The organism is Bradyrhizobium sp. USDA 376 (genome assembly GCF_054063675.1).
The window spans coordinates 8,492,492-8,512,976 of record NZ_JBSSGN010000001.1; the positions used below are offsets into that span (position 1 = coordinate 8,492,492).

The following is a 20,485-nucleotide window of genomic DNA, read 5'->3' on the forward strand; positions in this document are numbered from 1 at the left end:
ATCATGCTTTAGCGTCCCCAGCGGTCCGACCAGATCTTCTCGCCGATCAGGCAGTTGACGCGCGGCTCCTTGTCCTTATCTGCAACGCGCACCACGGGCCGCTCCGGCATGCGGCCGGCGACCTCCATCAGCAGTTTGGTGCGGATCGCTTCCTTGAACTTGTCGCGGTCCTTGATCGAGATGACGAAGGAGCCGGGACCTCCGATGACGCAGTCCTCGTAATAGTAGTCGAGATTGTCGATATCCATGGTCGAATAGGACGGTTCCTTGACCATGATCGGCAGGCCGTTGATGACGATGCCCTTCTCGAGCGCGGCGTCGCGCGCCACCGTGACCGGGCCGCCATTGTTGTTGGGGCCGTCGCCGGAGATGTCGATGACGCGACGCAGGCCCCGATAGGGATCCTCGTCGAACAGCGGCATCGCGAAGGTGATCGCGCCCGAGATCGAGGTGCGCGAGGCGCGCCGGATCGGCGTCTTCATGATTTCGGCGGCGACCGCGTCGGCAGTTTCCGGCCCGTCGACCAGCCGCCAGGGAATGATGATCTTCTGGTCGGTGGAGGCGGCCCATTCGAAATAGGTGACCGCGATCCGGCCGTTCGGACCCATCTTCAGCGCCTGGAGAAACTCTTTCGACTGGATCGCCTGCGCGTAGCCTTCGCGCTGGATCGCCAGCTCGTCCATATCCATGGAGTAGGAGACGTCGACCGCGAGGATCAGCTCGACATCGACCGTCTGCGCATCCTTGTCCGCCGCCAGCCGCTGTGGCTCGGTCCTGGGCGGTTCAAACTTCGGCCCCGGTGCCGCGATGCCCGCGACGTCCCCCCCGGCAAGCACGCCGGCCACCAGCACAGCCCCGATCGAGAACAGCAAGCGCATCGCAGTCTCCCGTCGTATGACGCGATGGTGACATGCAATCGCCTTGCCGCAAAGTGCGAAGATCGCTTGCGCTTCACATTCAAGTGCATCGCTGCCGCGCGTTGCCGTCGTTTGGCCACAGCGCTGACACCGGAACACGCGCGATCGCTCGCGCAGTTCATTCCGGGGCTCGCGAACCGAGAACTCCGGTGCCGGTGGAGACACGCACCCCGCCCACTTGTCCGGCGCGATTTCCATGCTAGGTTGGCTGCACAGATGGGGATGGAGTCCCCCGACAACCGCCCGGCGGCCTTGAGCCCGAATCTTGGACCGTATGGGCTGATGACTCCTGCTTGAGGTGGGGCAATCATTGAGCCTCCGCCTTTGGCGGGAGCATGGACAAACCCGCCGATGGCGGGTTTTTTGTTGCCTGAAAGCGGAAGACGGAGAAGGCGTGACGACGACACCGAATGCTGTGCGCAGCGGGCTGCCCAGGGGAATCTGGGTGCTCGGCTTCGTCTCGATGCTGATGGACATCTCCTCCGAGATGATCCACGCGCTGCTGCCGGTCTATCTCGTCACCGTGCTCGGGGCTTCCACGCTCACGGTCGGCTTCATCGAGGGTATTGCGGAGGCCACCGCCTCGATCATCAAGATCTTCTCCGGCGCGCTGTCGGACTGGCTCGGCCGCCGCAAGCTGCTCGCCGCGCTGGGCTATGGACTTGCCGCCTTCACCAAGCCGCTATTCCCGCTTGCACCGAGCGTCGGGTGGCTGGTGGCGGCGCGCTTCATCGACCGCGTCGGCAAGGGCATCCGTGGCGCACCCCGCGATGCACTGATCGCCGATATCGCACCGCGCGGCCTGCGCGGCGCGAGCTTCGGCCTGCGCCAGTCGCTCGACACCATCGGCGCCTTCGTCGGGCCGCTGGTCGCGATCGGGTTGATGTGGTGGACGGCGGACAATTTTGCCCTCGTGTTCTGGTTCGCCGTGCTGCCGGCCTTCCTGTCGTTCGGCCTGATCGCCTTTGGCGTCAACGAGCCGGACCCGGACCCGAGCCGGGAGCCTCCGAAGAATCCGCTCAATCTCGCTGCGATGCGGCAGCTCGGATCGGTGTATTGGCGCGTCGTCGCGGTCGGCGTCGTGTTCACGCTCGCCCGCTTCAGCGAGGCCTTCCTGATCCTGCGCGCGCAAAACATCGGCCTCAATGCGATGTGGGTGCCGGCGGTGCTGGTGCTCATGAACATCGCCTACGCGCTCTCGGCCTATCCGGCCGGCGTGCTGTCGGACCGGATCAACCGGACGGGCCTGCTCGCTGTCGGTCTCCTCTTGCTCGCCGGGGCCGACCTTGCACTCGCGCTGCTGCCGAACCTTGGCGGCCTGGCGCTCGGTGTCGTGCTGTGGGGACTGCATATGGGATTGACGCAGGGCCTGCTCTCGGCGCTCGTCGCCGACGCCGCGCCGCCGAGCCTGCGCGGCACCGCATTCGGCTATTTCAACCTGTTCACGGGCATTGCCCTGCTGGCGGCGAGCGTGATCGCCGGCGCGCTGTGGGACGCCTATGGCCCGGCCGGCACCTTCCTGGCCGGGCTCGGTTTCGCACTGGTGTCGCTCGCGGGGCTGCTCGCCATCGGCAACGGGCTCGCAACGGAGAGCAAGCAATGACGGGAGGCGGTTCATCGTGCTGAGCGGAGTGCTCGCGATCATGATCGGCAGCGTGCTGGGCGGCTGTGCGCGCTACTTCGTCTCCGGCGTGATCGCGCGGCGGCTGGGCGAGACATTTCCATGGGGCACCATGACCATCAACGTCACCGGCGCCTTCCTGATCGGCATCTTTGGCGCACTGGCGACGCATCCGGGCTCGATCTTCGCCTCGCCCAATCCCTGGCTGTTCGCGGTGACCGGATTCCTCGGCTGCTACACCACGGTGTCCTCGTTCAGCCTGCAAACGCTGACGCTCGCCCGCAACGGCGAGCCGCTGCATGCGCTCGGCAATGTCGCCGCCTCGGTCGGGCTGTGCCTCACGGCCGTGACTTGCGGCTTCCTCCTTGCGGACCGTTTGGGAGGCTAGAGGCTGATGAGCTCCCCTTCCACCGACCGCTGGCGCAGCGCGGTGCTCTATGCCTGGGTTTCCTTCGGCAGCATCCTCGGCGGACTGGCACGCTATTTCGTGTCCCTTCTGCTCGACACCGGGCCCGCCTTCCCCACCGCAACGCTGTTCATCAATGCCACGGGCTCGCTGATCATCGGCTTCTATGCGACGCTGACCGGCCCTGATGGTCGCGTGCTCGCGCGCCCGGAGCACCGGCAATTCGTCATGACCGGGTTCTGCGGCGGCTACACCACCTTCTCGGCCTTCAGCCTGGAAACCTTCCGCCTGTTCCATGGCGGCATGAAATACACCGCACTTGCCTATGTCACGTCCTCGGTCGTCTGCTGGCTGGTGTCGGTGTGGGCCGGGCATATGCTGGCGAGCCGCTACAACCGCTTGAAAAGGAGCTGACCATGCAAATTCCCAATCAGGCAGTTTCGCTCCGCATCTTCATCGGCGAGAGTGACCACTATGACGGCAAGCCGCTTTATGAAGCGATCGTGACGAAGGCGCGCGAGCTGCACCTCGCCGGCGCCACCGTGCTGCGTGGTCCCATGGGATTCGGCAAGTCGAGCCGGCTGCATACCTCGAAAATCCTGCGCCTCTCGGAAGACCTGCCGCTGCTGATCGAGATCGTCGACAGCGAGGACAACATCAATGCATTCCTGCCCATCCTGGACGGCATGATGTCGAGCGGCCTGATCACCTTGGAGAAGGTGCAGGTCCTGCAATATGGTGCGAAGGCCGCGAGCTGATCGCTCCGGCCGGAACCCGAGCCCGCCGTGTCCAGGAGGCGGAATGAACGACACCGTCACCAAGCCGAAAACCAGGACCAAGACCAAGGTCGAGCGGCCGAAGCTGCACAAGGTCATCCTGATCAACGACGACTACACGCCGCGCGAATTCGTCACCATGGTGCTGAAGGCCGAATTCCGCATGACCGAGGATCAGGCCTACAAGGTGATGATCACCGCACACAAGCTAGGGACCTGCGTGGTCGCCGTGTTCACCAAGGACGTCGCCGAGACGAAAGCGACGCGCGCCACCGACGCTGGCCGCGCCAAGGGTTATCCGCTGCTGTTCACGACCGAGCCGGAGGAGTAGGACTTCATCGTGCGACGATGAATGACCTTCAGCCCGGTGCGCGTCACGCCATCACCACCGGCGTCTCCTCGGCGAGCCCGTAGACGCGCTGCGCCTTGGAAAATCCCGCGATCGGAAACTCGCCGAGCTCGTGCCAGTCGTGGCGGCAGACTTTGGCAAAACCTTCCGAGGCGACGACGGTTCGCCCCAGCCGGCCGGTGATCTTCTCCAGCCGTGCGGCGAGATTGACGGCGGGGCCGATGCAGGTGAAGTCGAGGCGATTGCCGCCGCCGATATTGCCGTAGAGGATGTTGCCGACATGCAGCGCAACGCCGAAGCGGAAGCGCTCGACGATGTCGCCGACCGGAAAGGCGAGCGCTTCGACGCTGGCGCGGGACTCGCGCGCAGCCTCCAATACGCGCGTGCAGACATGCGCGGCATCGCCGACATATTCGTCGATCGGAAACACCGCGAGCAGGCCGTCACCCATGAATTTCAGCACTTCGCCGCCATGGCCGCGGATCGCGGTGACCTGGCAGTCGAAATACTGGTTGAGGATCTCGACCACGGTCTCGGCCGGCAGGCGATCCGACAGCGCGGTGAAGCCGCGCAGGTCCGAGAGCCAGATCGCGGCCTGCATGGTGTCGTTGTGGCCGCGGCGAATCTGGCCGCCGAGGATGCGCGCGCCGGCGCGGTTGCCGACATAGGTGTCGAGCAGCATCTCGGCAGTGCGGCGCAGGCTGATGATCTCGGCGACGCGCGCGAGCGGCGTCACGATGGAGCGGATTGCCGCGATGTGGTCGTCGCTGAAGCCGCGGGGATGCCGTGTCACCCAGCTCGTCGCATGGACCGAGCCGTCGAGAAACGGCATGGGCACTGCGATATAGTCGGTCGCCCCTTCGGCCCGCATGTCGTCGAGAAACGGGAACCGCCTGCTGTCCGGATCGTCCATCCGTCCCCGAACCTCCAGCCCCTGCTCGAACACGATCCGAAGCGGGCTCTTGGCAAATTCGGGCGTCTCCAGGACCTCGAAATCGACGGAGCCGATCTCGACCTCCTCGCCCTGTCGCCAGATGAAGTTGCGGCCGAAGATTTCCGGATGCAGCGTGCGGATGAAAATGCCGAACCGCCACAGCGGCAGGCCGGCCTCGACCAGATGCTCGCAGACGTCGGCGATCATCTCGGCCGGGGTTCCGGACGACCTCGCGCCGTCGATCAGCCAGTTGGTGATGCGCTGGAGCTCGGAGGTTTCCATGCGCGCATTTGCGGACGAAGTTGTGCGGACGTCAAGCTGCGCGGTGGGCTGGTACCGCGACACTAAGCATCATCCGCAGTGCGCCACCTCTCCCCGGCGGGGAGAGGTCGGATTGCGAAAGCAATCCGGGTGAGGGGCCGCAGCGTACAGTGAGACTGAAACCCCTCACCCGGATCGCATCTTTGATGCGATCCGACCTCTCCCTACGGGAGAGGTGAAGAGATTGCCGCACTAGCGCCCCACCTGCCCGCGATCCCGAATGAAATGATCGGCCAGCACGCAGGCCATCATGGCTTCGCCGACCGGGACGGCGCGGATGCCGACGCAGGGGTCGTGGCGGCCCTTGGTGAAGATCTCGGTATCAGTGCCCTTTCGGTCGACGGTGAGACGCGGCTGGAGGATCGACGAGGTCGGCTTCACCGCAAAGCGCACCACGATCGGCTGTCCCGTGGAGATGCCGCCCAGAACGCCGCCGGCATGGTTGGACAGGAAGCGCGTACCGTTATTGCCGGTGCGCATCTCGTCGGCGTTCTCTTCGCCGGTGAGCTCGGCCGCGCCAAAGCCGGCGCCGATCTCGACGCCCTTCACCGCGTTGATGGTCATCATCGCGCCCGCGAGATCGGAATCGAGCTTTGCATAGATCGGTGCGCCAAGACCTGCCGGCACGCCTTCGGCGACGATCTCGAGCACCGCACCGATCGAGGAGCCGCTCTTGCGGATGCCGTCGAGATAGGTCTCGAAGAACGCGGCCTTGTCCTTGTCCGGACAGAAGAACGGGTTCTTGGCGACCTCGTCCCAGTCCCACTTCTTGCGGTCGATCTTGTGCGGGCCGATTTGCACCAGCGCGCCGCGCACCGTCACGTCGGGCAGCACCTTTCGCGCGATCGCGCCGGCGGCAACCCGCATCGCGGTCTCGCGCGCAGAGGAGCGGCCGCCGCCGCGATAGTCCCGCAGGCCATACTTCGCCTCATAGGTGAAGTCGGCGTGGCCGGGACGAAACTTGTCCTTGATCTCGGAATAGTCCTTCGAGCGCTGGTCGGTGTTCTCGATCAAAAGCCCAATCGGCGTGCCCGTCGTCACCTGCACGCCGGTCTCCGGATGCGCCATCACGCCGGAGAGGATCTTCACCTGGTCCGGCTCCTGGCGCTGGGTGGTGAAGCGCGACTGGCCAGGACGGCGGCGGTCGAGATCCTTCTGGATATCGGCCTCGGTGAGCGGGATCATCGGCGGGCAGCCGTCGACCACGCAGCCGATCGCGACCCCATGGCTCTCGCCGAAGGTGGTGACGCGGAACATGTGGCCGAAGGTGTTGAAGGACATGCCGAACTGCCGCCTGACGTTGACGCTTTACATAAACGTTGTTTGTCAACGTTCGTAGCCCTGAGGGGCAAAGCGTTCAACCCCGTTCCCGTCATTCCGGGGCGGTGCGCAGCACCGAACCCGGAATCTCGAGATTCCGGGTTCGCCCTACGGGCGCCCCGGAATGACGGCGGAGCGGCCTAACTGAACTTCTCCAGCCGCCCGTCGCGGAACACGTAGACGGCGCCCTGCTCGATGTAGAGCTCGGCGGCGCTGGCCGGCGTCTCCAGCCCCAAGGACACCATCAGCGCCCGGCAGGTCCCGCCATGGGCGACCGCGACGGTGTCGGTCCGGAGCTGATCGTACCAGGCGCGCACACGGACCTGCACGTCCGCGTAGGTCTCCCCGCCCACCGGCCCCACCGTCCATTTGTCGGCGAGGCGCCTGGCATAGATATCGGGATCGGCGGCTTCGCTCTCGGCCAGCGTCAGCCCTTCCCAGGTGCCGTAGCCGATCTCGCGCAGGCGATCATCGAGCGCATAGTCGGCAGGCGGCAATTCGAGCTTGCCGCGCGCGAGTTCCATGGTCTGGCGTGCGCGGCCGAGCGGGCTCGATACGTAGGGCAGCGCGGCCTTGTCGTGGCCGTCACGCTTGAACAGATCGGCCAGCACGCCGCCGGCCTGCACGGCCTGACTGCAGCCGCGCGCATTCAGCGGAATGTCCTTGGTGCCCTGAAGCCGCCCGAGCGCATTCCACTCGGTCTCGCCGTGGCGAAGATAATAGATCGTAGGCCCGGGCATTGCAGGTCAGAACTAGTCCTTCCCGCCGAGCGAGATATCCGGCGCATCCGGTCGCTTCATACCGAGCACGTGATAGCCGGAATCGACGTGATGCACCTCGCCGGTGACGCCGCGTGAGAGGTCGGAGAGGAAATACAGCGCGCTGCCGCCGACGTCTTCGGTCGAGACGTTGCGCCGCATCGGCGCGTTGGTCTCGTTCCACTTCAGGATATAGCGGAAGTCGCCGATGCCGGACGCCGCCAGCGTCTTGATCGGTCCCGCCGAGATCGCGTTGACGCGGATGTTCTTCTCACCGAGATCGGCGGCGAGATAACGCACGCTGGCTTCCAGCGCCGCCTTGGCCACGCCCATCACGTTGTAATGCGGCATCCACTTCTCGGCGCCGTAATAGGAGAGCGTGATCAGCGAGCCGCCGTCGGTCATCAGCTTCTCGGCGCGCTGCGCCACCGCCGTGAACGAGTAGCAGGAGATCAGCATCGACTTGGAAAAATTCTCCTGCGTGGTGTCGACGTAGCGGCCGTCGAGCTGCTCGCCATAGGCGATCGCGTGCACCAGGAAGTCGATCTTGCCCCACTTCTCCTTCAGCACCGCGAAGGCCGCGTCGATGGTCGCAGCGTCGGTGACGTCGCAATGGCCGAGCACGAGGCCGCCGATCTCGGCGGCAAGCGGCTCGACGCGCTTCTTCAGCGCATCGCCCTGATAGGTGAAGGCGAGCTCGGCGCCGGCGGCGTGGCATGCCTTGGCAATGCCCCAGGCGATCGAGCGGTTGTTGGCAACGCCGAGGATCACCCCGCGCTTGCCTTGCATCAGTCCTTGCATCAGACCTGAATTCTGCGCCATTTTTGAACGTCCCGTCGAGCTCTCGTTGAGGTCTGGAGGTACACCAGCCCTCCCCTGCGGTACAGCCCTAATACGCGGCGTTAACGCTGTTTCGAGCGCCGGAATAGCCGTTCCATTCGGGTGTTATGATGATTGTGGCGCTTGCGCCGAACGGCAGGACATCAAAGACGGCATGAGTGCGTTTCGCCAGAGCGTGGAAGCCATGATCCCGGCGTTGCGCCGCTACGCCCGCGCGCTCACGCGCGATGCGGATGCGGCCGACGATCTGGTGCAGGACACGTTGGTGCGTGCGCTCCGTTCGGAGCGCCTGTTTCTCGGAGGCGACGTCAGGAGCTGGCTCTACACGATCCTGACCAACCTCAACAAGAACCGGCGGCGCTCGCTGGCAAGGCGCCCGCAATTCATGCAGCTGACGGAGAACAACCCCGACGCCAGCGGGACCGAAGCCGAGGGACGCGACATCGAGAAGGCGCTGGCAACGCTGGTTGAGGAGCAACGTTCGGTGCTGCTGCTGGTGATGCTGGAGGGCATGAGCTACCGCGAGGTCGCCGACATCCAGGGCGTGCCGATCGGCACCGTGATGTCGCGCCTGGCAAGGGCGAGAGCCCACGTGAAAGCCTCGCTGGAGGGTGAGCGCCCGGCGCTCAGGCGGGTGAAATGATGGCCGGGTTGATGCATCGAATATTGTCCGCCCGCAGCCTGACGGTGAGCGACGCGAAGTTGAGTCACGAAGGATATTTTGGGCCGCAGAGCCAGAGACGACCGATATGAACGACCGCAACATTCCCATTACCGAGGACGAGCTCCACGCCTATGTCGACGGCGAGCTGCCGGCCGAGCGACGCGCCGACGTCGAGGCCTGGCTTGCCGCCCACCCCGAGGATGCCGAGCGGGTGCAGTCCTGGCAGACCATGGCCGATATGCTGCACGCCCGTTACGATTCCGTCGCCCAGGAGCCGGTGCCGGCGCGGCTCGAGCTGGAGCGGCTGGAGCGCCGTCCCCGGCAATGGTTCTATGGCGCCGCCGCGGCCGTGCTGGTTGCCTTCGTCGCCGGCGGGACCGCCGGCTGGGTGGCGCACGGCGCCGCCAACGCACCTTCGACCTTCCAGAGCTTTACGGCGGACGCGCTCGACGCCCACCGCCTCTACGTCGTCGAGGTCCGCCACCCCGTCGAGGTCGGCGGCAACGAGCGCGATCACCTGCAGGCCTGGCTGACCAGGCGCTGCGGCTGGACCGTGTTCGCGCCGAATTTGGAGGCGAGCGGACTGAAGCTGGTTGGCGGCCGGCTGCTGCCGGGACCGAACGGGCCGGCGTCGTTCCTGATGTATGAGGGCGCCTCGGGCGAGCGGTACACGATCTACTCCGCCAAGACCGAGAGTGGTGCAACGCAAATGCGCTACGCCAAGACGGACAAGGATGGTGCGTTGTTCTGGGCCGAGCGCGGCGTCGGCTATGTCGTCAGCGGCGGCGGTGATCGCGACCGGCTGACCAAGGTGGCGCAGGCCGTCTACGACCAAGCAGAGAAAAACGGTACCTAGACAACTGCACAGGCGCGGTGCCTCGATTCCGTCATTGAAAATTTGGAATCAAGACACGGGCGTGTCTCATTATCGCACCGGGTGTTCACGCGATTATGAGTGGCGTTCGATCCGCCGATCGACGCGGGCGGCCTCGATTGGGGTTTTTGGTACCGCGCTGGTCCCCCTCTCGAGGCCGCACCTTTTTATCGGCTGCCCCGCCGGACAGCCGACACGTCGAAACCATGAAGCGCGACCACGCCTCAGGCATATGATGAGCATCATCTCCTGGACGATGCCTTAGGCCTCTGGGAGAACCCCTTCAGTTCGATGTCGCCCTAAAGCGCGATGGCTCGCGCTTTAGCTCCTTGTTTGCGCATGATCTTTCCGGAAAACCGCCACGCACTTTTCCGGATCATGCTTTAGCCAAGCCCGCTACGCGGATTGTAGGGGTGTTGGTCCCGCCACTTCTCCATCAATGCTTCAAGCTCGGCGTCGTTCCCGTCCGGTAGCATAATCCTGATGGTGACAAAGAGATCCCCGGTCCCACCAGATTTCGGCAGGCCCTTGCCTTTGAGACGGAAGGTCCGGCCGCTGGAGGTGTTCTTGGGGACCGAGAGCTCCACGGCGTTGCCGAGGGTGGGCACGCGGACCTTGGCCCCGAGCACCGCCTCATAGAGCGTGACCGGCAGGTCGATCCGCAAGTCTGCGCCCTCGACCTTGAAGTGCGGGTGAGGCGCGATGCTGATGGTGATCAGCAGATCGCCGGGCGGATGGCCCTGGGCGCTCTCGCCCTGCCCCCGCAGCCGGATCTGCTGGCCCTCGGTGACGCCGGCGGGAATCTTGACGTTGAGCTCCTTGCCCGTCGGCAGCCGGACACGCTTCTCGCCGCCCTTGACCGCCTCTTCCAGCGAGACGGACATGGCGACGTTGACGTCGAGATCGAGCCCGACCCCGCCGGTGTCGAATTCGAACTGGGCACCGCCGCCGGCCCCGGGCCGCGCGCCGCGCATCCCGCCGCCGAACATGCTGTTGAGGATGTCCTCGAACGCGCCGCCGCCGCCCGGGCCGCCCGCACCGCCGCTCCGGAACGTATAGCTCTCGAACCCGCCGGGACCCGCGCGACCGCGCGGCCCGCCGCCGCCCGGAAAGCCCTGGAAGCGCGGCTTGCCCTCGGCGTCGATCTCGCCGCGATCGAACTGCTTGCGCTTGTCCTCGTCGCCGATGATCTCGTTGGCCGAGTTGATCTCGGAAAAGCGCTCGGCAGCCTTCGGGTCGCCCTTGTTGCTGTCGGGATGATGCTTCTTGGCAAGCTTGCGATAGGCGCTCTTGATGGCGGCAGCGTTGGCGCTCCGCGGCACCCCCAAGACCTCATAGGGGTCGCGCATCCGTCACGTCTCCTTCAAGGAATCGAAATTGTTCAAAGGGCTCCCCGCCCCACTCCGGGTGATGTGGGGAGAGAGTGGCATTTTTGCAACTAGGGGCGCGCGCCGATTCCTAGCTCCGCCACGGCTTTAGCGTATGAATCTCCCAACGGCCACGACTGCTTTGGCAGCCGGCGCCCTGGAGCCAGCTTTCCGTGTTCCCGTTGACGTAGCTCGCCAGGAAATCGCGGCACTTGCGGCCGTCCTCGGCGGCATAGGACTGCGCGATCGGCGTCACCGAGCCCCGCGCCCCCGTGTCCGGGTTCTCCCAGTGCTGGCTGGAATCCTTGTCGCCCTTGCTCAGCACGTCCGAGGCGGCGTTGCGGGCGAAGGCGAGATCGGTCTCCGTCGGCGCGGTGTCTTTCGCCGGCCGCACGATCGAGCCGGTGAGGTCGCTGTTGTCCGCCTTGGCATAGGCACTCTTGTCACCACGGGAGAAGCTGCAGCCGCCGGCGCCCAGCCCGATCAGAATGATCGTCATGGCAAGGCCGGACGGCCGGATCGCCGATAGGCCAACGCGTCCCCATGTCCTATATAGGGCGGTAGCGGACAACAACGCGTTTTGGACCGCGGGACGCAACTCGGACTCCAGACATGACCGACACGACCTCGATCAAACACCAGACACCCTTAACATCCGGTGATTTCACCGCCGCCGACGAGCCTTTTGCGCTGTTCGAGGCCTGGCTGAACGAGGCGATCAAGAGCGAGCCGAACGATCCGAACGCCATGGCACTCGCAACCGTCGATCCCGACGGGCTGCCCGATGTGCGCATGGTGCTGATGAAGGGCTTCGATACCGAGGGTTTTGTCTTCTACAGCCACATCGCCAGCCAGAAGGGCCGTGAACTCGCCGCAAATCCTAAGGCAGCGTTACTTTTTCACTGGAAGTCGCTGCGCCGTCAGGTCCGCATCCGCGGCAACGTGACGCCGGTGACCGACACTGAAGCCGACGCCTATTTCGCGACGCGGCCCAAGCAGGCGCAGATCGGCGCCTGGGCGAGCAAGCAATCCGAAGCACTGGAGAGCCGCTTCGCCTTCGAGCAGGCCATCGCCAAGGTCGCGGCCAGATATGTCATCGGCGAGGTACCGCGGCCGCCGGGCTGGAGTGGCTGGCGCATCACGCCGCTACGCATCGAATTCTGGCACGACCGCCCATTCCGCCTGCACGACCGCATCGAATTTCGCCGTGACGCGGCCGGCCAGCCGTGGTCCAAGACGCGGATGTATCCTTGAGCCTTATCCTGAGCCTTACCTTGATTCTTGGGCTGACCTGAAAGATGTCCATGCCGCATTCGTCCAATGCGCCGCGCCGCACGCTACTCCTGACCGGTGCAAGCCGGGGCATCGGCCACGCCACCGTGATCCGCTTCTCCTCGGCGGGCTGGCGTGTGATCACCTGCTCGCGGCATGCCTTCCCCGAGGACTGCCCGTGGGACGCGGGGCCGGAGGATCACATCCAGGTCGACCTCGGCGATCCCCAGGACACCGCGCGCGCGATCTCCGAAATCCGCAACCGGCTCGAAGGCGGCATGCTCCATGCGCTCGTCAACAATGCCGCGATCTCGCCGAAGGGCCCGGGCGGCTCCCGGCTCGGCTCGGTCGACACCGATCTCGACACCTGGACACACGTCTTCCACGTCAACTTCTTCGCGCCGATCATGATCGCACGCGGGCTGATTGATGAGTTGAAGGCGGCCAGGGGGTCGGTCGTGAACGTCACCTCGATCGCGGGCTCGCGGGTGCATCCATTCGCAGGCGCGGCCTACGCAACCTCCAAAGCCGCGCTCGCATCCCTGACCCGCGAGATGGCCTCCGACTTCGGCCGCGTCGGCGTGCGCGTCAATGCCATCGCGCCGGGCGAGATCGACACCTCGATCCTGTCGCCGGGGACCGAGAAGATCGTCGATCAGCAGATCCCGATGCACCGCCTCGGCACGCCTGACGAAGTGGCCAAGATCATCTATGTGCTGTGCACGGACACCAGCTCGTACGTCAACGGCGCCGAGATCCACATCAACGGCGGCCAGCACGTGTAGGCGAAGCATGGGCCGGTTCGCGAGCACGGCGTCGCTCTACGAGCATTTGCGGCCGCCCTACCCGAGCGAATTCTTTCGCCGCGTCGCGCATAAGCTCGGCCTCTCCAAACAAAGCAGCCTGATCGACCTCGGCACCGGGCCCGGGCTGCTGGCACTCGGCTTCGCTCCCTATGTCGGCCGCATCGTCGGCATCGACCCTGAACCTGCAATGCTCGATGCGGCGCGCCGTGCAGCCGCGAGCGCGGGCCACGCGCTCACGCTGATCGAAGGCAAGGCCGAAACGCTTGCCCCCGATATCGGCACATTCGATGTCGTGACCATCGGCCGCGCGCTGCACTGGATGGATCCCGAGCCGACACTGGCACGGCTCGACACATTGGTTGCACGCGAGGGCGCGATTGCGATCTGCGCCTCGTTCTCAGCCACCGACGGCAGCAATCCCTGGCTCGATGGCTACAATGAGATCCGCCGCCGCTGGTCGCCGGCCAAGCTGTGGGAGGAGGCAGGCCGGGGCACGCGGACGCACCGCGACCTCCCCGCATTCTTTCGCGACAGCGCGTTCCAGCCCACCGAGCTCGTCACGGTCGAGACCAGCCACACCGTGAGCGTCGAGGACCTGACGCGGCGCACCCTCACCTACTCGTCGTCGTCGCCGGATGCATTGGGCGACAATGTCGAGGCGATGCTAAATGATGTCGGGGAGCATCTGGCGCCGTTCAGTAGCAACGGCGTCATCGCCGAGACCATTGTCTCGACGGCGCAGATCGTGAAGCGCGCTGATTGATATGCCGAAGGATGGAAGCAAGGCGATCCAGACAACGCCGCCGCAAGACCTGGATCGCCCGCCCTTCCTTCCGTTCCTCAATCGACTCGAATCCGACGCGACCGATCGCGCAGTCTTGGAGCTGAAGCACTTGGAGCTCCGGCATTGAATGCGGTCGAGCAGTCGTCGTCGTTCTCGCCATCGAGCAGCGGAGCACCACAGTGCCGGCACAGGCGTGCCGACATTGACGACGCCTTGCCGCTCGCCAGGACCTGACGATAGTTCGCCAGATCGATGACGTTGCGGGGCGACGTTATGTGTTTTTCAACCATGGTTGTTCCTCGCGGCTACGCACCACTTATCGCAGACAAGTTTCGCGCAAACGTTCAGCCCACCGCTCAAATTTTACCGGAGGAATTGGGGCGGAGCGCACACATCACCGCGACGCCGCAATCCCGCTCTATTCTGCGACACGATGCGCCGTGTCTCTGCGACCGGCGTAAGGTCTCGGTAGCTATTTTCCGAGAGCGGGAACGATCACAGCCACTTCTTCCATTTGAAGATCCAGTACGGGACGATCGCAGCGATCAGCATCATCACCAGCGCCATCGGATAGCCGTGCACCCATTCGAGTTCCGGCATCGCCTTGAAGTTCATGCCGTAGATCGAGGCGATCAACGTCGGCGGCATCAGGACAACGGCCATGACCGAAAACAGCTTGATGATGTTGTTCTGCTCGAGATTGACGACGCCGAGCATGGCGTCGAGCACGAAGGTGATCTTGTTGGAGAGATAGGAGGCATGGTCGGTCAGCGAGACGACGTCGCGCTGCATGGTCTTGAGCTGCTCGCGCATGTCCTTCGACCATTTGACGCCTTCCACCACCGCCGAGAGGAATGCGACGACACGGCCGATCGACACCAGGCTCTCGCGAACCTTGGAGGTCAAATCGCCCTTGCGGCCGATCGAGATCAGGATCTGGGAATATTGCTTGGCGTGGCCGTGGCGTTCGCTCTCGGGCTCGAAGATGTCGTGCGAGACCTGGTCGATCTCGGCGCCGCAGCGCTCCAGAATGTCGGCGCAGCGGTCGATCACGGCGTCCACGAGTTCCATCAGCACCATCTCGCCGGTGATGGACGGCGTGCAGGAGCGGGCCAGCTTGGCCTCGACCAGCGCAAACGGCTTCGGCAGGTCGTAGCGCACCGTCACCAGGCGATGATCGCCGAGGATGAAGGTCACCGCCGTGGTCCGGGGCATGTCGGTATCGGAGTGGCACATCAGCGTCGCGGTCATGTAGCGCGCGCCGTTCTCGATATAGAGGCGGCTGGAGATCTCGATCTCCTGCATGTCTTCCCGGGTCGGGATGGCGATGCCCGCCAGCCGCTCCACGGCCTTGTCCTCGGCGGCTGAGGGGTTGACGAGGTCGATCCAGACCGCGTTCTCCGGCAGCGCCGTGAGATCCTCGACGACCGCCTTCTTGAGGGAGGACTCGGAGGGAACAAACACCGAAAACATGAACAACTCCAGAGGACCTGCGACAGAATGACAGCCTTTAGCGCGATTCTGGCAGGTTCACGATGACAACAACATTAACGGAGGGTTTGCATTTGCGGCGCTACTGTGGCGCGAAATCGACAGTCCGGACCTCCTTTGCCAAAAAATCCCCATAGCATCGCAAAACTTGCGGCAGAAAAGCCACAGCTTGGGTCTCGCAGCGCGGGAAAAGACCTTCCGCGCTGGAATTGTGGCAGATTTCAACGATAATGGGACTAACGGAGTCGAGGAACTTGGGCGCTAGGCTCGGGCCTTCCGCACGGTATTGTTTTGATTGGAACCAAACCATGTCGTCGCTGAAAGTTAAGTTGGGAATTTTGGCCGCGGGCCTGATGCTGTCGGGCTGCATGCAGGCCACGCATTTCGAGGCGACCGACACCAAGGCCTTCAAGCCGAAGGACAAGGAACTTCTTGCCAAGGTTCGGTATGAGAACACCCCGGTCGCGGAGCCGTTCCGCCGCGCCATCGTCGAGTACCACCGCAAGGAATCGCCGGGCTCGATCGTGGTCGATTCGGACAATCACTATCTCTATTACGTGCAGGATGGCGGCAAGGCGATCCGTTACGGCATCACCGTCGGCGAAGAGGCCATGGCCTGGTCGGGCATCGCCAAGGTCGGCAGCAAGACCGAGTGGCCGGCTTGGCACCCCACCCCCGGCGAAATTTCGCGCCTGGGCGTGCCGACCTATGTCGCACCCGGCCCGGACAATCCGATGGGCTCTCGCGCGATTTACCTCTATTCCGGCGGGAAAGACACATTGTTCCGCATCCACGGCACCAACCAGCCGGAATATATCGGCGCCTCGATTTCGTCAGGCTGCATCCGCCTGACCAACGAGGACGCGATCGATCTCTATGATCGCGTCAAGGTCGGCACGATCGTGGTCGTGCTCGAGCCGAAGCATGGCGACTCCCCCTACAATTCGCGGCTGGCGCTCGGCGGCAGTGCCACCGGCCAGGCGGGCAGCTACTGATCGCCTCCTGATCTCTGAAATCCAAAAGCGCCGGTCTTACCGGCGCTTTTTTGTTGCCGGCTTGTGCGGCTGAGCCTTCTTCTCGGGTGTCGACTTGTCCTCGGGCGGAGAGGATTTCTCCGCCGCCTCGTCATCTGCGCCTTCCTTTGCCTCAGGCTTGGCCGCGACCTCGCGCGGCGGCGCCCCCTCGGGGCGCTCCGCCGGCAAGAGCGGCGCGACCTGCGGCAGGGGATCCCAGACGTTCCACTGGCAGATCCGGTAGTCGTTGCGCCGCTGCGCGAGATCGAGATGGATATGGTCCTCGTGGTACCAGTCCGAGCCCGGACCGAGCACGGTGGAGAAGCGCGCGCAGACCGAATGCAGCACGCGCTCGCGCACGTCGCGCGACATGGAGCGGTCGGTGAGGCCGATCGACTGCCCGTTGGCGAGCTTGATGGCGCGGACGTCGAGGGCGTTGGCCTTGCCGTGCTCGGACAGCATCGCGCCAGCGATGCGGTTGCGGCCGCGGCACTCGAAGCTGTCGAAATTGTCGAGATCGCTGATGGTGGAGCCGAGGCTCGCGGCCAGCGGCGCCATGTCCTTGCGCACCCAGTCCGCGATCGCGGAGGCCATGGTGCAGCGGAGGATCGCCGCCGGCTTCACCGTCACCTTGCGCTTGTCCGGCAGCACGATGGCCTCCAGCCGCACCAGATCCTCGCCGCCGCAGGCGCCGGGGCCGCGGATATCCGGGATGGACGGCGCGACCGCGACCTCCTCGGTCAGCGCGAGACGGCAGGCCGAAACCTGCTTCTCCGGCGGCCGCGCAGCCTCGGCGGGCTTGGTGTCCCCCGGCTTGTCCGGGGACGGCTTGCCCTCGGCCTCCGACGGGGCCTCGTCGGATACTTTCGGGGCCTCCTCGGGGCGCGGTTTCGGGAGCGGGATCCTGGCGGAATGAACCCTCGCACGCGGCCGTGGTGTACCAAGGCCAAAGATATCGAACGGCGCAGCATATTTTCGCGCCTCTGCCCGCTCCGTCAGCACAAGCGACAGCCCCAGCGCGACGGTAACCATTGCCGCGCCGGCGGACATATAGCCGCGACAAGACCATTTGCGGCGAAAGTCCGGCAGGCTAAAATTCATGACAATTCTTTGGCCCAACGCTGAGAGCAAAAACGCGCCCAGCGACTTCTCGGAGGAACGTCGGAATGCTTGGTTTGATGCAAGACTGGCCCCTGCTCTGCCACCGAATCATCGAACACGCCGCCAGGATTCATGGCAAGCAGGAGGTGGTCACGCGATCGATCGAGGGACCGATCCATCGCACCAACTATGCCGAAATCCACAAGCGTGCGCTCAAGGTCTCGCAGATGCTGGAGCGCGACGGCATCAAGCTCGGTGACCGGGTCGCAACGATCGCCTGGAACACCTGGCGCCATCTCGAGGTGTGGTACGGCATCATGGGGATCGGCGCCATCTGCCATACCGTCAATCCCCGCCTTTTCCCCGAGCAGATCGCCTGGATCATCAACCATGCGCAGGACCGCATCGTGATGACCGACATCACCTTCGTTCCGGTCCTGGAGAAGATCGCCGACAAGCTGCCAAGCGTGGAGCGCTACATCGTGCTCACCGACAAGGCGCATATGCCGCAGACCACGCTGAAGAATGCGGTGGCCTACGAGGACTGGATTGCGCAGGCCGACGGCAAATTCAAATGGAAGGACTTTGACGAGAACACGGCGGCCGCGATGTGCTACACCTCGGGCACCACGGGCGACCCGAAGGGCGTGCTGTATTCGCACCGGTCCAACGTGCTGCACGCGCTGATGGCCAACAATGTCGACGCGCTCGGCACCAGCGCCTCCGAGACCATGCTGCCGGTGGTGCCGCTGTTCCACGCCAACAGTTGGGGCATCGCGTTCTCCGCGCCCTCGCAGGGCACCAAGCTGGTGATGCCCGGCGCCAAGCTCGACGGCGCCTCGGTCTACGAGCTGCTCTCGACCGAGAAGGTGACGCACACTGCCGGCGTGCCCACGGTGTGGCTGATGCTGCTCCAGCACATGGCCGCCAATAATCTGAAGCTGCCGGACCTGAAGATGGTGATCTGCGGCGGCTCGGCGATGCCGCGCTCGATGATCAAGGCCTTCCTCGACATGGGCTCGAACGTCCGCCACGCCTGGGGCATGACCGAGATGAGCCCGATCGGCACGGTCGCGGCGCTGAAGCCGCCGTTCCAGAACACAACCGGCGATGCCAAGCTCGACGTGCTGCAGATGCAGGGCTATGCGCCCTTCGCCGTGCAGATGAAGATCACCGACGATGCCGGCAAGGAGCTGCCCTGGGACGGCAAGACCTTCGGCCGCCTCAAGGTCTCCGGGCCCGCCGTCGCCAAGGCCTATTACCGCGTCGACGCCAACATCCTCGACGAGGAAGGCTTCTTCGACACCGGTGACGTCTCGACCATCGACGAGGACGGCTATATGCGGATCACCGACCGCTCCAAGGACGTGATCAAGTCCGGCGGCGAGTGGATCTCCTCGATCGACCTCGAAAACCTTGCGGTCGGCCATCCGGCCGTGGCGGAAGCCGCCGTGATCGGCGTGTTCCACCCCAAATGGGACGAGCGGCCGCTCCTGATCGTGCAGCTCAAGCAGGGCCAGCAGGCCACGCGCGAGGACATCCTGAAGTTCATGGACGGCAAGATCGCCAAATGGTGGATGCCCGACGACGTCGCCTTCGTCGACGGCATCCCGCACACCGCCACCGGCAAGATCCTGAAGACGGCGCTGCGCGACCAGTTCAAGGATTACCGCTTCCCGAACGCGGCGGCGTAGGGACGTACACGTCATTCCGGGGCGATGCCAACGGCATCGAACCCGGAATCTCGAGATTCCGGGTTCGCCCTTCGGGCGCCCCGGAATGACGGGCCGTAACAGTCCGGTCACCCTTGAATTTGCCCCCGGGCCGTGGTCTCAACGGCCCATCGTCGCGCCAGATCGGCCGGCACCGCCTCCAAGACCCCGGCAGAGCTCACCCGATGGCCCGCAGGTTTTCCGCTCCCTACCAGACGGAGCCCGTGTCCAGCCTCGCCAGCTGGGCGCGCAATCTCGCCGTGTTCGCGGTGGTGGCCGTATTGGTGTCGATCCTCATCGTCCGCTTCGGCTTCCTGGAGCCAAAGCCGGCGCTCGCCACCTTCTTCGGGGGCCTCGCGATCGCCGGGCTCTCGATCCTGTTCGGGCTCGCGGGCTTCGCCGCGATCTGGCAGAACGGCTCGCGCGGAATGGCGCGCATCCTGCTCGCGTTCCTGATCGACGGCGCGATCCTCGCCTACCCGGCCTACCTCGCCCTGCAATACCGCAAGCTGCCGGCGATCCACGACATCACCACCGACCCGATCGACCCGCCGCGCTTCGACGCATTGGCGCGTCTGCGCAGCGGCGACGGCGCCAATACGGCGGTCTATGCCGGCCTCTATTCGGCCGAGCAGCAGCGCCACTTCTACCCTGATATCGAACCGATCGAGCTCGAGATCCCCGTCGATCGCGCCTACGCGATCGCGCTCCAGCTGGTCAACAAGCGCAAATGGCTCGTCATCGACGAGCGCGCGCCGCAGCCGCCGCGCCGCATGGGCCGCATCGAGGCGGTGGCCCGCACGCCAATCATGGGCTTGCGCGAGGACATTTCCATCAGGGTCGTGCCCGACGGCGAGGATTCCCGCGTCGATATCCGTTCCGCCTCGCGCTATTTCGACAGCGATCTCGGCAGCAATGCCGCACGCGTGACGAAGTTCATCGAGGATCTCAACACTGCCGCCGATGCCGACGCGCTCAAGCCGGTCAAGAAGACCCCGGTGGCGCCGCCAAAGGCGCCGGCGAAGACGGTGAAGAAGTAATGCGCTAGCGTCATCCCGGGGCGCCGCAAAGCGGCGAACTCTGGTGCGCAATTGCGCACCTGGGGATCTCGAGATTGTAGCGCGAGATTCCGGGCCGCTCTGATGCGCGCCCCGGAATA

General features: G+C 64.8%; 23 protein-coding genes and 1 riboswitch. Of the genes, 13 read left to right on the top strand and 10 right to left on the bottom strand.

The genetic code is table 11. The features are described from left to right. Positions 1 to 8: 8 nt before the first annotated feature. A complete protein-coding gene (locus ACVJ19_RS39930; RefSeq protein WP_453954527.1) occupies positions 9 to 878 on the bottom strand; it encodes a DUF1194 domain-containing protein in 870 nt (289 codons plus the stop codon). A 248-nt stretch (positions 879 to 1,126) separates the two neighbouring features. Further along, a riboswitch (Fluoride riboswitch) is annotated at positions 1,127 to 1,216 on the top strand. A gap of 95 nt (positions 1,217 to 1,311) precedes the next feature. On the opposite strand from ACVJ19_RS39930, the gene ACVJ19_RS39935 reads away from it, so the two are divergent. From ACVJ19_RS39935 to clpS, 5 genes are read left to right on the top strand one after another with little or no spacing between them, the layout of a single operon-like run. Beyond that, positions 1,312 to 2,520, top strand: a complete 1,209-nt coding sequence (locus ACVJ19_RS39935; RefSeq protein WP_453954530.1) for an MFS transporter — start codon at positions 1,312 to 1,314, stop codon at positions 2,518 to 2,520. A 16-nt stretch (positions 2,521 to 2,536) separates the two neighbouring features. After that, positions 2,537 to 2,926, top strand: coding sequence for a fluoride efflux transporter CrcB (gene crcB / locus ACVJ19_RS39940; protein ID WP_453954531.1), 390 nt, complete (start codon positions 2,537 to 2,539; stop codon positions 2,924 to 2,926). Positions 2,927 to 2,932: 6 nt separating this feature from the next. Continuing rightward, on the top strand, positions 2,933 to 3,358 hold the full coding sequence (gene crcB, locus ACVJ19_RS39945; protein ID WP_453954533.1) for a fluoride efflux transporter CrcB: 426 nt from the start codon (positions 2,933 to 2,935) through the stop codon (positions 3,356 to 3,358). 2 nt (positions 3,359 to 3,360) lie between these two features. Continuing rightward, a complete protein-coding gene (locus ACVJ19_RS39950) occupies positions 3,361 to 3,702 on the top strand; it encodes a DUF190 domain-containing protein (RefSeq protein WP_453954534.1) in 342 nt (113 codons plus the stop codon). Positions 3,703 to 3,745: 43 nt separating this feature from the next. Beyond that, positions 3,746 to 4,051: an ATP-dependent Clp protease adapter ClpS gene (gene clpS, locus ACVJ19_RS39955; RefSeq protein ID WP_018648662.1), complete on the top strand. Its 306-nt coding sequence runs from the start codon at positions 3,746 to 3,748 to the stop codon at positions 4,049 to 4,051. A gap of 43 nt (positions 4,052 to 4,094) precedes the next feature. On the opposite strand, the gene ACVJ19_RS39960 is transcribed toward clpS, so the two are convergent. The 4 genes from ACVJ19_RS39960 to fabI form a co-directional block, all read right to left on the bottom strand. Then, positions 4,095 to 5,285, bottom strand: coding sequence for an adenylate/guanylate cyclase domain-containing protein (locus ACVJ19_RS39960; RefSeq protein WP_453954535.1), 1,191 nt, complete (start codon positions 5,283 to 5,285; stop codon positions 4,095 to 4,097). A gap of 231 nt (positions 5,286 to 5,516) precedes the next feature. After that, positions 5,517 to 6,605, bottom strand: coding sequence for a chorismate synthase (gene aroC / locus ACVJ19_RS39965; protein WP_453954537.1), 1,089 nt, complete (start codon positions 6,603 to 6,605; stop codon positions 5,517 to 5,519). A gap of 179 nt (positions 6,606 to 6,784) precedes the next feature. After that, positions 6,785 to 7,384, bottom strand: a complete 600-nt coding sequence (locus ACVJ19_RS39970) for a histidine phosphatase family protein (RefSeq protein WP_453954538.1) — start codon at positions 7,382 to 7,384, stop codon at positions 6,785 to 6,787. Between the two features lie 12 nt (positions 7,385 to 7,396). Further along, positions 7,397 to 8,224, bottom strand: coding sequence for an enoyl-ACP reductase FabI (fabI, locus tag ACVJ19_RS39975; RefSeq protein ID WP_453954539.1), 828 nt, complete (start codon positions 8,222 to 8,224; stop codon positions 7,397 to 7,399). A gap of 172 nt (positions 8,225 to 8,396) precedes the next feature. On the opposite strand from fabI, the gene ACVJ19_RS39980 reads away from it, so the two are divergent. After that, complete coding sequence (locus tag ACVJ19_RS39980; protein WP_011085414.1) at positions 8,397 to 8,885, top strand: sigma-70 family RNA polymerase sigma factor; 489 nt, start codon at positions 8,397 to 8,399, stop codon at positions 8,883 to 8,885. Positions 8,886 to 8,991: 106 nt separating this feature from the next. After that, positions 8,992 to 9,762 carry an anti-sigma factor family protein gene (locus ACVJ19_RS39985; RefSeq protein ID WP_453954541.1) on the top strand — a complete coding sequence of 257 codons (771 nt, stop codon included), beginning with the start codon at positions 8,992 to 8,994 and terminating at the stop codon, positions 9,760 to 9,762. Between the two features lie 401 nt (positions 9,763 to 10,163). Here the strand turns inward: ACVJ19_RS39985 and ACVJ19_RS39990 are convergent, their stop codons facing one another. Next, on the bottom strand, positions 10,164 to 11,129 hold the full coding sequence (locus ACVJ19_RS39990; RefSeq protein ID WP_453954543.1) for a DnaJ C-terminal domain-containing protein: 966 nt from the start codon (positions 11,127 to 11,129) through the stop codon (positions 10,164 to 10,166). Between the two features lie 109 nt (positions 11,130 to 11,238). After that, entirely contained in the window at positions 11,239 to 11,646 is a 408-nt protein-coding gene (locus tag ACVJ19_RS39995) for an RT0821/Lpp0805 family surface protein (RefSeq protein WP_453954544.1), read from the bottom strand. 113 nt (positions 11,647 to 11,759) lie between these two features. Here ACVJ19_RS39995 and pdxH point away from each other — a divergent pair, with 113 nt between their 5' ends. The 3 genes from pdxH to ACVJ19_RS40010 are packed head-to-tail and all read left to right on the top strand — an operon-like array spanning position 11,760 to position 13,988. After that, entirely contained in the window at positions 11,760 to 12,401 is a 642-nt protein-coding gene (pdxH, locus tag ACVJ19_RS40000) for a pyridoxamine 5'-phosphate oxidase (RefSeq protein WP_453954547.1), read from the top strand. 50 nt (positions 12,402 to 12,451) lie between these two features. Next, a complete protein-coding gene (locus tag ACVJ19_RS40005) occupies positions 12,452 to 13,204 on the top strand; it encodes an SDR family NAD(P)-dependent oxidoreductase (RefSeq protein ID WP_453955304.1) in 753 nt (250 codons plus the stop codon). A 7-nt stretch (positions 13,205 to 13,211) separates the two neighbouring features. Next, entirely contained in the window at positions 13,212 to 13,988 is a 777-nt protein-coding gene (locus tag ACVJ19_RS40010) for a class I SAM-dependent methyltransferase (protein WP_453954548.1), read from the top strand. Positions 13,989 to 14,065: 77 nt separating this feature from the next. Here the strand turns inward: ACVJ19_RS40010 and ACVJ19_RS40015 are convergent, their stop codons facing one another. Together ACVJ19_RS40015 and ACVJ19_RS40020 are read right to left on the bottom strand one after the other, a co-directional pair. Further along, complete coding sequence (locus ACVJ19_RS40015) at positions 14,066 to 14,299, bottom strand: hypothetical protein (protein WP_211401638.1); 234 nt, start codon at positions 14,297 to 14,299, stop codon at positions 14,066 to 14,068. Between the two features lie 205 nt (positions 14,300 to 14,504). Beyond that, a complete protein-coding gene (locus tag ACVJ19_RS40020; protein ID WP_453954550.1) occupies positions 14,505 to 15,482 on the bottom strand; it encodes a magnesium transporter CorA family protein in 978 nt (325 codons plus the stop codon). 326 nt (positions 15,483 to 15,808) lie between these two features. On the opposite strand from ACVJ19_RS40020, the gene ACVJ19_RS40025 reads away from it, so the two are divergent. After that, positions 15,809 to 16,495 carry a L,D-transpeptidase gene (locus ACVJ19_RS40025; RefSeq protein WP_453954551.1) on the top strand — a complete coding sequence of 229 codons (687 nt, stop codon included), beginning with the start codon at positions 15,809 to 15,811 and terminating at the stop codon, positions 16,493 to 16,495. Positions 16,496 to 16,531: 36 nt separating this feature from the next. Here the strand turns inward: ACVJ19_RS40025 and ACVJ19_RS40030 are convergent, their stop codons facing one another. After that, a complete protein-coding gene (locus ACVJ19_RS40030) occupies positions 16,532 to 17,614 on the bottom strand; it encodes an extensin family protein (RefSeq protein ID WP_453954553.1) in 1,083 nt (360 codons plus the stop codon). A gap of 65 nt (positions 17,615 to 17,679) precedes the next feature. Between ACVJ19_RS40030 and ACVJ19_RS40035 the strand changes: the two genes are divergently transcribed. Beyond that, the gene (locus tag ACVJ19_RS40035) at positions 17,680 to 19,308 is read left to right on the top strand and encodes a fatty-acid--CoA ligase (RefSeq protein ID WP_453954554.1); all 1,629 of its coding nucleotides are present in this window, start codon (positions 17,680 to 17,682) and stop codon (positions 19,306 to 19,308) included. A 203-nt stretch (positions 19,309 to 19,511) separates the two neighbouring features. Further along, positions 19,512 to 20,366, top strand: a complete 855-nt coding sequence (locus tag ACVJ19_RS40040; protein WP_453954555.1) for a DUF1499 domain-containing protein — start codon at positions 19,512 to 19,514, stop codon at positions 20,364 to 20,366. The last annotated feature ends 119 nt before the right edge of the window (positions 20,367 to 20,485 follow it).